This is a genomic window from Mesorhizobium sp. M1078 (assembly GCF_040318615.1).
Classification (GTDB): Bacteria; Pseudomonadota; Alphaproteobacteria; order Rhizobiales; family Rhizobiaceae; genus Mesorhizobium.
Map to the genome: position 1 here is coordinate 16367 of NZ_JAMYMP010000017.1, position 12321 is coordinate 28687.

Annotated in this window: 12 protein-coding genes and 2 pseudogenes; 7 read left to right on the plus strand and 7 right to left on the minus strand. The window is 57.7% G+C overall.

Annotation, left to right across the window (positions count from 1 at the left end; all coding sequences use genetic code 11):
* The first annotated feature begins 383 nt into the window (after positions 1 to 383).
* Positions 384 to 1340, plus strand: a complete 957-nt coding sequence (locus NKH38_RS21245; RefSeq protein ID WP_352763232.1) for a DUF1402 family protein — start codon at positions 384 to 386, stop codon at positions 1338 to 1340.
* A 213-nt stretch (positions 1341 to 1553) separates the two neighbouring features.
* Here NKH38_RS21245 and NKH38_RS21250 read toward each other — a convergent pair whose 3' ends face one another.
* Positions 1554 to 2078 carry an OmpA family protein gene (locus tag NKH38_RS21250; protein WP_023682876.1) on the minus strand — a complete coding sequence of 175 codons (525 nt, stop codon included), beginning with the start codon at positions 2076 to 2078 and terminating at the stop codon, positions 1554 to 1556.
* 182 nt (positions 2079 to 2260) lie between these two features.
* On the opposite strand from NKH38_RS21250, the gene NKH38_RS21255 reads away from it, so the two are divergent.
* Together NKH38_RS21255 and NKH38_RS21260 are read left to right on the plus strand one after the other, a co-directional pair.
* Positions 2261 to 2494 (plus strand): hypothetical protein, encoded by a 234-nt coding sequence (locus NKH38_RS21255; protein WP_352763235.1) that lies wholly within the window; start codon positions 2261 to 2263, stop codon positions 2492 to 2494.
* Positions 2472 to 2810: a magnesium transporter CorA family protein gene (locus NKH38_RS21260; protein ID WP_352763236.1), complete on the plus strand. Its 339-nt coding sequence runs from the start codon at positions 2472 to 2474 to the stop codon at positions 2808 to 2810. Before NKH38_RS21255 ends, NKH38_RS21260 begins: the two co-directional genes overlap by 23 nt.
* Here the strand turns inward: NKH38_RS21260 and NKH38_RS21265 are convergent.
* Positions 2788 to 2987: pseudogene (locus NKH38_RS21265) on the minus strand (CorA family divalent cation transporter); the annotation flags it as partial. The gene NKH38_RS21260 and the pseudogene NKH38_RS21265 sit on opposite strands and share 23 nt — an antisense overlap.
* On the opposite strand from NKH38_RS21265, the pseudogene NKH38_RS21270 reads away from it, so the two are divergent.
* The 4 genes and pseudogenes from NKH38_RS21270 (at position 2968) to NKH38_RS21285 (ending at position 6846) form a co-directional block, all read left to right on the plus strand.
* Positions 2968 to 3506, plus strand: a pseudogene (locus NKH38_RS21270) (DedA family protein). The pseudogenes NKH38_RS21265 and NKH38_RS21270 overlap by 20 nt on opposite strands.
* Before the next feature lie 1037 nt (positions 3507 to 4543).
* Positions 4544 to 4879 (plus strand): hypothetical protein, encoded by a 336-nt coding sequence (locus tag NKH38_RS21275; RefSeq protein WP_155929837.1) that lies wholly within the window; start codon positions 4544 to 4546, stop codon positions 4877 to 4879.
* A gap of 519 nt (positions 4880 to 5398) precedes the next feature.
* Positions 5399 to 5857, plus strand: a complete 459-nt coding sequence (locus NKH38_RS21280; protein ID WP_023825692.1) for a Ros/MucR family transcriptional regulator — start codon at positions 5399 to 5401, stop codon at positions 5855 to 5857.
* Positions 5858 to 6621: 764 nt separating this feature from the next.
* Positions 6622 to 6846 (plus strand): helix-turn-helix domain-containing protein, encoded by a 225-nt coding sequence (locus NKH38_RS21285; RefSeq protein WP_031196632.1) that lies wholly within the window; start codon positions 6622 to 6624, stop codon positions 6844 to 6846.
* A 333-nt stretch (positions 6847 to 7179) separates the two neighbouring features.
* Here the strand turns inward: NKH38_RS21285 and NKH38_RS21290 are convergent, their stop codons facing one another.
* The 5 genes from NKH38_RS21290 to NKH38_RS21310 form a co-directional block, all read right to left on the minus strand.
* Entirely contained in the window at positions 7180 to 8013 is an 834-nt protein-coding gene (locus NKH38_RS21290) for an HNH endonuclease family protein (RefSeq protein ID WP_352763241.1), read from the minus strand.
* A complete protein-coding gene (locus tag NKH38_RS21295; RefSeq protein ID WP_352763243.1) occupies positions 8010 to 9302 on the minus strand; it encodes an AAA family ATPase in 1293 nt (430 codons plus the stop codon). The genes NKH38_RS21290 and NKH38_RS21295 overlap by 4 nt, the downstream gene beginning before the upstream one ends.
* A 343-nt stretch (positions 9303 to 9645) precedes the next feature.
* The gene (locus NKH38_RS21300) at positions 9646 to 10698 is read right to left on the minus strand and encodes a T6SS phospholipase effector Tle1-like catalytic domain-containing protein (protein WP_352763245.1); all 1053 of its coding nucleotides are present in this window, start codon (positions 10696 to 10698) and stop codon (positions 9646 to 9648) included.
* A 434-nt stretch (positions 10699 to 11132) separates the two neighbouring features.
* The gene (locus NKH38_RS21305) at positions 11133 to 11852 is read right to left on the minus strand and encodes a M12 family metallopeptidase (protein ID WP_352763248.1); all 720 of its coding nucleotides are present in this window, start codon (positions 11850 to 11852) and stop codon (positions 11133 to 11135) included.
* 57 nt (positions 11853 to 11909) lie between these two features.
* Complete coding sequence (locus NKH38_RS21310; protein WP_023825698.1) at positions 11910 to 12302, minus strand: hypothetical protein; 393 nt, start codon at positions 12300 to 12302, stop codon at positions 11910 to 11912.
* Positions 12303 to 12321: the final 19 nt, after the last annotated feature.

The following is a 12321-nucleotide window of genomic DNA, read 5'->3' on the forward strand; positions in this document are numbered from 1 at the left end:
TGAGCGGAAGGTCGGACAAGCTCGTACTACTGAACTTGGTGCGCTAAGCCTGGACGGACGGGACCGATCATAACGTTTAGGGTGAAAAGCAACCGTCCAAGGGCGGTACGCTCGATCAACGCGAGACTCGTGTTCGAAGATTCGCAAGGCAACAGGTTGGCCGAGATGCCGGTCCCGCGAACGATTTGCTGGCGTCAGCACCAGCATAGTGACCGATACGTCACACCCAGGGCGCGATCATGCCCGGCGATCGCGGTCATGCGTTGACAACCGGCGTGCCACGCTGATCGAGCTTGATTGGTTCATACGGGAACGGGCGGCGAGCGTGGGTGTATCCCCTGCTCATCGGGGGGCGACACATGAAAAATACTAGGCACGCGCTCATGGCGCTGACCGCCCTTGTCCTGGTGTTTGCCAACGGATTGGGCCTCGAAGCCCTCGCGAAGGGCCTCACCGTCGTTCCTCCCGGAAACCGGTTCGAGCAGCAGCCGCCGATTCCCGCAGCGTCAGCGAATAGGACGCGCGCTTTCAAGACAACTTACGACGCCAAGTATCACAAGATTCTGGCGTTGCTGAGTAACGATAAAAAGCTCGTGCAACAGATCAAGGATACGGCCGCTGCCTATGGTATCGATCCGATCCACGTTATCGGCGCGCTTGTCGGCGAACATACCTACAACGTCAGCAGCGTTGATGCGGCGCAAACCTACTACGTCAAGGCCCTGGCATACGCCAACGCGGATTTCGAATTCCGCTACAAAGGCATTTCGCTGCAGTCGTTTGTCAATCGCCCGGAATTTTCCGGCTGCACCCCTGCCAAAGGGAGTTCGGCACTGTGGAGCTGCCGAACCGACGTCTGGAACACACAGTTCCTCGGAAAAACTGTCGGCAATGTCGCCTATGAGAACGTGACCTTTCAAAGGGCGTTCTTTCAACCGTTCTTCGCCGGCCAGACGTTCGGGCTTGGCCAGATCAGCCCTCTGGCGGCGCTGGAAGTGACCGACCTGGTCAATCGGGTGAGCGGCTTTGAAAAGCTCTCACCCGATCGGCCGCAGGCAATCTACCGCGACATCATGGATCCGAAGCGCAGCGTGATCTACACGACCGCCATCCTGCGGGAGGCGATCGACGCGTATGCCGAGGAGGGGTTCGATATTTCCGGGAATCCGGGCATTACAGCAACGCTCTACAATGTCGGCCAGCCGCAACGTCGCGCAGCCGAACTTCGCGAAGCTGCGGCAAAGGGATCCGGACGAAAGCTGCCGGTGGAGAATTACTACGGCTGGTTCGTAAACACCAAACTCGATGAATTGCGAGCCCTTCTTGACGGTCAAGGGTGAGCAATCAACGCTGGCCGCCGCGCGGTTAAGCGCGTTGGCAGACCATCACCCGCAGGTCAGGCGCCGCGCAGACGGAGCAGAGCCCGACATTGGTGGCGAAATTCGGAAGGCGGCATTTTCTAGAGTTGGCCTAAGTGCCATTCGAGCACCATTGAACTCAGAACGTCCCGCGAGAATGTCAACGCGACGAAACCCCCCGGCAGTCCAATATGACTATGGCAAGTTTATCCGCATCTCGACCCGCCGGTTGACCGGGTCGTAGGGATCGGCGACTCTCGGATGGCTTTTGCCCTCGCCAATTGCCCTGATGCGTGACGGTTCGATTCCGTTCGATAGGAGGAATGCCGTCACTGATTGCGCCCGTCGTTCCGAAAGTCCTTGATTGTAGATAGCCGAGCCCGAGGCGTCGGTGTGGCCTTCGACGATGAAGTTATGCGCCCTTAGACGGTTGTCTTTCAGCGCCTTGGCAAATTCGCCGAGTTTTGTTCGCGCCTCCGGCTGCAACTCAGCAGAATCGAGGCTGAAATTGATCAACATGTCGAGGCCGGTTGGCACTGACGCGTCCGCTTTGCTCTTGCATTCGTCTTCAGTGCCGATGCATATTCCACGCGACGGGCCCAGATCAGTCGCATTGCCGAAAAACTTGACGATGTCTTCTGACGTTTGGACAGGGTCGGCGAACGAATTTGAAGACGCCAGCACAGTCGCCAGCACCAAGAAAGAAGTGCCTATCCGCATAGCGGCCTCCAGCATGGAAATCGACGTCACGATCGGATAATTCCCAAAATAAATCCGGAGCGCGTGCCGGGTCAACCACACTATGGTTGCGACAAGCCGAGATAAGTTACTCATTCAGCTGTTTCAGGGTGACAATCAGGCTCTTTGTGACTGCTGCCACTCCGCTGCCGGCGCGGTCAAGGATGCGAGAGACCAGCCGGCGCCACGTTTTCCTAGTGCTGCTGGGCTTTCACGGCTCGCGACCGCTTCCGTCGGAGGACGCCAGCCTCGAATTCGAGATCAGGCGCCAAGGCAGCGAGACGCTGGAGCCGCTGCAGGTCTCGACGGTGCCGCGCGCCTCGCCGGGCGACGAAGTCGACGGACCTGCGCACCCTTTCTGCCGCCGCCTTCCACGTGCCGGACAGCCAGGGCCGTAAGGCGATCCGCTCAAACAAGGTTATTCGCGCCCAGTTGCGCCATGTCGGCCGGCTGGGTGACTATCTCTCGGAAAAGCGCGATGCCTTGCTTGCCCTGGGGCGCGCCATCGATTTCGCGTCCGCGATGACCGGGGACTGGGGCGACGAGAAGGTAGCGTCGCGAATGAACGGCCTGAAGCAAGACGTGGCTTCGCTGGACAATTATGAGGTCCATCTCTCCGATAAGGTGCAGTTCCTGGTCGATGCCATGGGGTTTCCTGCTTCACCCCTACCAAGGCGACAAATCCCGATATTTAGAACCAACCCCGCCACTTGAACCAACCAACGGAATGATAGCGCTGAAAGCGATCATGGCCAGTCCATAGGGGTCGGGCATGGTCTTGAAGTTCATGCCGTAGATGCCCGCGATTAGGGTCGGCGGAATGCCAACGATCGAGACGATGGTGAGGATTTTGAAGATGTCGTTCTGGGAGATGCCGATCAGCCCGAGGCTCGACGAGATCACGCAAGCGACCATCGCTTTTATGCGGGCGCATGAGGCATGGGGCATTCCGCTCGTGACCATGCTGGCCTTCGGCGAATCGCTGGCCTTCATCTCGCTCTTACTTCCCGCGACCGTGATCCTCGTTGGCATCGGTTTTCTGATCGGCGAAAGTGGGATCGCGTTCTGGCCGTTGTGGCTCGCCGCTATCGTCGGCGCGGCACTTGGCGATTGGCTGTCTTTCTGGGTTGGCACGCGGCTGGGAGACCGGGTTTCGCACTATTGGCCACTGAAGCGTTACCCAGATCTGCTTCCGCGTGGCCATAGATTCTTCGAACGCTGGGGGGGCTTGGGGTGTTTATCGGCCGCTTCTCCGGTCCGTTGCGGGCATCCGTTCCGCTGGTTGCAGGTATCTGCGAAATGCGCGTCCTGACATTCCAGATCGCCAACGTCTCCTCGGCGATCCTCTGGGCGACAGGGATACTCGCGCCCGGTGCGTTCGGCCTCAAATGGCTGCAGGCTTGGATGTAGGCGACTCACGCCGGGCGAGCAGCTTGTCGATCCGCCTTCCAAGCAGTTACCCTTGAAGGCGCGGTAAGCCGCTCGCCCCGATCAGTGCACAGTGTCGGCCTTAGCGATTGCCCCTGGCCACCCGCCGGAGGGCCGGGTGGCACCCACATGGCCGAACCTCGACAACCGTCGCTAGAAAATGGCGATTTCGCCGAACTTTTCGACCCATAAGCCCGACCAGAGACGTGTATGCTGCATGCTTAGTCCTTGAGGATTGCTAATGGACAAGCCAGCCAAAGCGCCACTGTTCTCATATTTGGTCAAGCCGCACTTTCGGTTAAAATCGCCGGATCGCCTTCTCTCTGAAGCGGAGTTTGATCTTGCCCGGATAACTGTGGAGGATTTTCGGTTCGTGACCAGGGAGATGACCACAAATGTGGCGGAACTGCCCGCTGAATCCGCGGTCGCAGTACCATTCTGCGGCGTTTGCTATCGGAGAGAGACTTGTTCAACGCGGGACGCCTCTTGATCCCGAGTTCGGGCCTGAGAGTTCTCGCGCGGATGCTGGATTTCGACCCTATTCACCCCGCCGTGCTTTTGACGTGCGGTAACTACCCTTGGGCCGGGGATCGGCTCCCGAACATCGCTGCTGTGTTCTCGCTAAAGGGGCAACCTCCTTTCACTGGGACCCCTTGGCGATTTCGGGACGACGCCGACGTCTCCCTCTCGGAATATCTGAAAGGTCTCGCGATCGCGGTACATGGAACACCGGTGCGGCGGAGGGAGGTCATTAAATACGTCGCGGATAAGAAGGCCGCGCATGTTTCGGATCATCGGAAACACTTGAGCGAGAAAGCAATCGACAGAGCGTGGTCTCACATGTCGATCACAATTGAAAACCAAGGAAAGGAAAAATTCAACTTAACATGGTATATCTTGAGCTTCTTGCCGTTATTCAGGCGTTGAAATCGAGCGAGAGCATCCCCACTACATCACTAGAATGGATAAGTGGCTGAGATCAGCCGAGATTGTCTATCCGGAAGGAGCCCGATACGAGAATGTCAACCTGCCCATTGAACCGCTTTAGCGACGGAAAATCGGCGCTGCGCCCAACAGGCATCGCCGGAACAATCTTCATTGCCGCCCAAGTCGGTAACGTCGCGCGACATGGCCAACCGGCGGCCGGCCAACGTGTTTGGGGATGCAGCGGCGCGGACATGGAGAGGCTGCTAGTCTCGTTCCCCACGCCTCTGGACCAAGCCTTGGAGATGCCGACCTTTGAGGCGAAGGCGAAGCCGACAGCCGCGCGCATAACCGGCGTGGGGTTCTTCGACCGCATCCATGGCGCCACCGGCACCTCATCGCTGAACGGCTTGAACTGCACCAGATCCTGAAGATCGAGTGGCTGTAGCGACGAAGACTCTGGCGCGGGATGCCAAGGCGCCGCGGGGGCAGACGTTGCCCAGGCTTAGAGCGGCGACGCTTGGCTAACATGCCGGCGTCCAAGTCTCGCAGCTCGGAAGTTTCACCCTGACGGCTCTCCCAAAGAGTCTCGAAGGGGCGATGAAGCGGGGCCAGTTCATCCCCGGGACGAAATCCGACATACGTCGATCAAGCCTGCCCCAGAGCAAATACATGCGCCCCGACGTCCTTCACAAGTGCCAGCAATTCGGGCTGAGGCGTGACCCAGAAAGTTCGAAAAGCTTCCAGGAACCCCAGCCAAACCGGATGCTGGGCAGGCAACTTCGCTCGACGAGCGTCTTTCGTTCTACGGTAGCGACTACTTCTGAAATAACATCAAGGGCGAATTCTGCGTCGGCTCCACTGCAGTTCGATAGACCAGGCTTAGGAGGGCGGTTGCGTCGTTGAACATCAACCAATAGAGAGGGATAAATCAGACAAAAGGACCACCAATGACCAACGAATCCGCTACCCGCTCTGCCGAACTAGCTGAGTTAACCGCCGACATTGTCTCAGCGTATGTCAGCAACAATCCATTGCCAGTGTCTGGCTTGCCGGACATGATAGCATCGGTTCATGCTTCGCTGTCCGGACTTGGCACGCCGATTCCGCCTGTCGTTGAGCCGCAAACTCCCGCGGTCAACCCGAAGAGATCGGTGACGCCGGACTTCATTATCTGCCTCGAAGACGGCAAGAGGTTCAAATCCCTGAAGCGGCATCTTAGTACGGACTTCGGCCTGACACCGGAGGCATATCGCGCCAAATGGAACTTGCCGCACGACTACCCTATGACAGCTCCGAATTACGCCGCTCAGCGCTCGCAATTGGCGAAGTCCATCGGGCTTGGCCGCAAGGCTGAACCCGTCGCACCAGCCAAGAAGGCACCTGCCAAGCGGAAAGCCAGAGCGTAGTCCGCCACCACCTGACGCAATGGAAAGACTCAGCTATATCTGGAGAGCGGCGGACCTGAAAAGGACCGTCTGGCCGGCGCCATTCGGGCAACCTCCCAGCGGGGAGCCGGCCTTTTTTCTTAGCGGGGCGGCAATAGATGATTACTTCAATTGTCGGTTAGTCAATCTGCGGCAGTGCCGGTTTGGTTGTGGCTATAGTAGCTGGTCACTGCCTGCGGCTACCGCCGGCGAACACGTCTCAGGGACCTGTCGCCAGCGCTTGGTATTGTCATCAGGCGGCTTCGCGATGATCGATGACGGCCTCGGCTTCCAACTCGTGCCGCGGTCACCGTGCGTTCATCCTCTGATTATCCCGTCACTCCTACATTGCGACATGGGGATGAGATTTTGAGAGTAGTTCGCCTCGCGTTTCTTGAGCTCGCCCCGCTCAGCCCTCTTGGCTGGCTCAAACTCGCCGACAAGCGTCGCCTCATTCCAATTCGTCGACTCGGACGTCAACCCCAAGCACTAACGGGTCGAGGCGATGGTACCGGAGATCGCACTCCTCATTTTCCGGTTGGCCCGGGGTCGACCGACCTTGCACACTTTATTGGCAGTTGATCCGATTTCTATCCAGACGTATCCCCTGCTTCTACTCCCCCACTCAGCGGCTTTTATTTCCGATGCACATACCCACTCATGGCTGCGCAACTGCATGACCAAGGGTTTGGGAGCGTGCTTGAGCCTGCTCACATGTCCCCGACGTCGGACATTTGGAGAGCTTGATGGACAACAGGAAGTTTTTGACAGCTGAGGAAGTGTCGGAACGCTATCGCGGCAGCATCTCTCTTGGAACGCTGCGAAATTGGCGAGCCAAGAGGATTGGACCGGCGTACGTCAAGCTTGGCAAAGCCGTGTTGTACCCAATTAAGGAACTCGAGACGTGGGATCAAAAGAATACAGTGGCGTGCCGTGCGTCAAAGCGATTCAGCATGAACGGCGGTGAGTGAGCGTGATTAGTGACGGAGGAGCATCCAGTACCGCCGCCAAAAGCCGCTCCTCACGTTCTTGGAGATAGGAATTTTTGCAATACCTTTCAACAAGATAGCTTACGGAGAGAGGAAGTTGCATAACCAACCCGTTCGATACCCGTCGGACATGCCGGATCACCTCGAGTCACGTTCAGCGCTTTGAAGCAGTGTCTTGAGCATCTCTGCCGCCAAACTGGGCGCCCAAAGCGTACCGAAGTGGCGCTACCTCAGCCATTGCGAGAACGGCCTTTTCAAGCTGAGCCTTGTGTTCTTAATGCTTCCCCTGATGTCGAGCGTCGGAATGACGCGACATCAGATTAGATTCCAGCGCTCACGCCCGTAATACCGGACCATTCCCGAGTAAGGGTAACGGCCATTCATGGCCTCTTTGATGCCCGTGATAGCAATGGCCCGCACTACGGCATCGCCCAACCCGGCAAGGTCGTTCAGCCGCTTCATTTGCGTATAGACCTGCCAGCGTGCGGTAAGCAATTCGGACCGATTCAAGTCGAGTATCTGCTCGACCGCCTGCAGGGCCAAAGCCGCACGCGCCGTCCCCGGCCGCGCAGCGATCCTCACTTCCCTGAGCACTTCGTCCTCCTTCCAAGTAAAGATAGTCTCGCCATCTTCATCGTAAGGGTGAGGAAGCCAGGGGCTTTCGCCGAGCAACTGTGCAGCTAGTGCTGTGATCCTTTCCACATCACCTGGCTGCGGCGATGCAGTCGCCGCAAGGGCCAATAGCGATGTGTCGTTCATGTCCGGCAAAACGACCGGCCCAGCCGCAGTCTTACCTGATAGAAGATGCTTGTCGCTCTTCTTCCCATTGCAGATGCGGCAGCTGTAAAGATAATTGTCGTAACAATATGCCAGCCACCAGTAGATTGCCTTCGGTCGGAAATGCTCGACATCTCCGTAATAGGCGGCTGATGTAGGGCTTTCGCAGAAGGCGCACTTTCCCGCACTCTCGACTGCGAGTTGTTGCTTCGCGATTCCCCAGCGACTTGAGGAAAAGAGTTTGTCTTTGACGGCCTTCAAATCGAGTTGATTGTCGCGCGCGGCGCGATAGAGCTCGAGAAGATTAGCGCGGCAGCCTGGCTCGAGAAACGCGGTCGGCACCGCGGCACGATCACGGCTTAACTGAATCATTCGACTGCCCGTACTTGTCCAAGGGCGCTCCGTTCGAGTGCATCGACCGCCGAACTGAGCTTGGTGAAATAACTCTCAAGTGCTTCATTGCCCAAACCATCGACTTTGGACTCGGGCACAAGCTCAAGTGTCTGCCGAGCGCTCTCGAGTGCTGAAACCTCCTCTGGCGTGAGAGCCGCTGCAGGCTTCGCCGAGAGATCACGATAGATCTCCTTATTTTGCTCAATCTCCCAGCTGTCGAGAGAGCTAATCCGAAAGGCAAGGTCGTAGAGTTGATGGAGCCTCAGCTTTGAGGGATCGCCGGGGAAAGGGGCAGCCAAGACGCGCCGATTTGCGTCACGCGAGAGAATGATCGTCTCGTCCTGCTTGGCTTGCTGTAGTGTTAGTGCAGAGTGCGTTGTCGCGACGATCTGGAAATTGGGCAACGTCGTGGTAAGAAATTCGCGCAGCCGCCGCTGCCAGGCCGGATGAAGATGCGCGTCGATCTCGTCGATCAAAAGCAGGCCCCTTGCCTTCAATGGATCGCGGCGATGAGCGAACGCCTCAGTGATACGATAGAGAAGATCGCCGATCCACGCCGCGACATTCTGGAACCCGTCGCTAAGCTGGTCCAACGGCACGATCCCATCGTCCGTCTGGAACAGCAGTCTGCCTTGCCCCTTGTCGATTCCAGAAAACTGGATACCAGGGAGAAGATCGTCTAGCGCTTTTCTAACGATCCCAAGCCCGTCCTCCCCCAGTTGATAGTCCAGTGACATTGCCCAGGTTGCGAGCGGGTAGACTACCGCATTCTTGTCGAACAGCGTTGTGAGGCAATTCGCACGAGGTAGCTGACCTGTACTAAGTGCCCGGCTATCGTCGCTGACTCGGCGATAGGGGCCATATGCAGCGGTGAAATAATTCTGGGACGCATGGGAAAGTGCCTGGTCCAGCGCGGCAAGACCCGCATCATTCCGCTTCAAGATATCGCTGCGCCCGTCAGCAGACACTATGTCGAGACTGATATCTCTTGGCTCCCAGTCTTGGGTGCGAAGGCGCCCTGAGATGCGACCAGCGCTCTCGCCGTTGCGGACCCACTCCTTCGGATCCCGAACCAGGTCAGGTAGTGCGTCCGAGCCGGCCAGAAGCAACGCGGCAGCCTTAAGAATGGTTGATTTTCCGGTACCATTCTGGCCCACCAATAGAGACCATTTGCGAACTGCCGGTTCGGACACCGAACGATCCGCGAAGTCGACCGCTATGTCTGCGATCGATCGGATATTTTGTATCCTGAGCGTTTCAAGGAACATGATCTCTCCCGCGTGCTTACCGAACATAACAGAGTGGTGGGGATGTAACCATCACAGAGCATTGAGGTTAATACCCCGCGCCTGGATAGAGCGTCTTGAGAACCTTCCGCCCGCAGCCACGTGAGCTTCCGGCGCGACCATGCAGCGCAAATCTGCGGAGGAAAGCGTTGTGATGCAGCATGAGCGCTGAGCTCCGTCAGCATCGTCAAGTGCCGAGAGTGCGATTCATTCTGATCGCGGCTAATATCCTACTCCAGACTGCCTGTGTACAGTTCGATTGCACCGTCATTCTTTACTGTTATCCAAAGCCTTGACCGGTCTCCGATGGCACTAACCGCAAGATTCAGTCTACGAACACGTGCCCCCGCGGAAGATAGGGTCGGTAGCCGTGGACTTCCCGGATGCGGTTCGCGACGCTACGATGGATGAAAGCTCCTTCCGGCACGAATCGCCGTTTGCCCCTCGGGAATGGCGGCCACCATTCGAACAACCGCCATACGCCCGTGAGAGAATTGTGCAGCATTGCCGTGTGATCGGGCGAGGACACCGGCCCAACTGGTCTTAGCGGTACGACTAGGTCGTAGACTAACTGGTCGATGCGCACCCCAGCGTGCCGAGCTTCCCGCACCATCCATTCCAGTGCGATCTTCGACAATCCACCTTCCGCATCGGGGTAACTGCCTCCGACATCGCTGTGCACGCCAGGAAACCAAACCTGCCGCACATCTTGATCGTTCGTATATTGACTATGACCAATCCACAAGTTGGTCCGGTAGAAGCGTCGCCGCTCATCGAGCGCTATGGCGTGGCGGATTACGCGGACACGGGAATTGTCGAACGTGAGCGGAAGCGACACGCTAGTGAAGGCTGCCCTGCGCGGATCGAACTGGTATACCGACTTGACGGTATCCCATAGGCCGAGGAACGCAATCTCCGGGCGGTACGTGGCAAAAGTATCGCAAAACGGGGCCACAATCGGCGCATTCGCGGGCGCAGCATAGAGCTTCATGGCATACGGCACGAGATTCTCGCGCGAGGCTTCGAGGACACCCATCTTGGCGACCAGTCCGGCCAGCGCCCGCGCGACATAGGCACCTCGGCTAAAGCCAAAAATATATATTCGATCGTCCGGCCGATAGGTCCGCATAAGAAACCGGTATGACGACCCAATCCGATCGAAAGCGCCCATGCCGAGACCCATGCCGAGGACTCTGAGCAATTCCTGTCGGCTGATGAAATCGAGCGTAGGCGCCCCTTGGGTCCCTACGCCTGGATCATAGTAGGTAACCTGATCGTCATCGCGCACCAGCATCCTTTCCAGGCGCAAAACGTTACTTTCGTCGGCCTCGACATCGTTGCCAGTGCCGTCGCAGCAAATGACTATGTTGCGTCCCATGTACTACCTTTAGGGTGTGGCCAGGTGCCTTAAGATCGATCGATGTTCGTGCTTGAGGCAATCGCAACCCGCAGCAGCCCCATGAGGCTTCTGCCGCTACCTGTAAGCACACGGTGGCCGCTGTTGCTGCACAAGTGCAGTACGCAGTCGCAAGCGGCATAAGTTCGCTACTTCATCCTCCGCTCGAGACTACTGTCAGATCGAGTGCCAAAGCGATGGAATGATGTAACGACCAATCAAAAAATCAATGCCCGATCTAATAGCCGCCTCTGCCGCAATGCAAAACCCGTTCAGAACAGAAACCGCGACCCTCCGGCTTCTGTAACACTCGCCACTACTCCCGCACCAACGGTATGGTCGTTCTCAAGAGTGGCAGGTGCAGGTTCTCTTTGATAGCAATCAACACCGAACCAAGCGCTTCCGCTACGGCGCTCTCACTTAGGATAGACGGAGCTGGCAAACTCGTAGTCGAGTTCATCAATGTCGGTGCCGCCCGCGATCGGCTCGCCGGATTTCGTGATCTCGCCAGGGATTTCATAGCACATGATCGAGTTGCTGTCGGCGCGGGGTGTGCCGAGTAGCGAACCGTCCTCGATCGGCGTTAATACCTGCTGCTCCACTTCCTCCTTGCTCCAGCCCTGCGTCTCCCCGAAATATTGGATAGCACGATCGCGGTCGATCAGCTCGACAAGCTGTCGACGCATGTGCTCATGCGGGAAGCCGAGCGTGTGCCCGGTCTCGTGACGCACGACGCGCTTGAACTCGGATTCGCTGGTGGTCATGGTGAACGCTTCAAGGTTCATCGTCGGCTGGTCCCTCTCGATATGAAGGATATCGGTACCGAGATACGACCAGTAGCCGCCTTGATCACCGCCAGAGATGCGCGCGATCCGGACCTGCGCCTGCTTTTTCGTCTCAACGAACGAGACGTTGGCGGTCTTGGCCCAAGCATTCATGTGTAGGACGATACGCGCGCGCAAGTCCGCCGGCGCGTCATCAAGGAAGCCGACGGTGAGCCGAACCCCACCTGCAGGCCAGCGTCGGGGAGTGAGAACTGACAACGTCGCGCGGTTTGCAGCCACGCCCGTTCGTACCAGTTTGTCGATAACGTGATCGGGCAGCCGTCGAGGCGTGCAGGTCAGTCGGATCGTCATTGCAATCTCCTTTTCTCAATCAACAAATCACTCGGTCGGCAGCACAAAGGAAGTGTTTTATTGTTGTGCGTTCTCGGGCAGTCCAGCAGGCTTCTCTGGCTTTGCCGCGGGGGCGGACGTGACCTTTGCTGGCGGCGTTGGCTTGGGTTCTGTGCCGGGCAAGGCATGCGTTGCGAGCGCCGCGATCGTTGTGAATAGAATGGCGCCGATCAAAGAGGTAACAGCTGGTCCGATCTTGCCAAGGCTATCGGCGAGCGCCGCCGTCGCTTTCAAAAGGTCGGTCATTTCGGGAACCGACGTCGTCGTCAAACCTCTTGCCCGCTCGGCCATAGCCTTGCCCGTGGCAACTGGCTTCGGCGAGAAGAGCCCAACGCTCTGTACGACATACAAGATGAAACAGATGACGCTCATGCCAAGCGTGACCCACGTGACCCAAACTGCGCCGTCCATAAAATGATCCCCCCTTAAT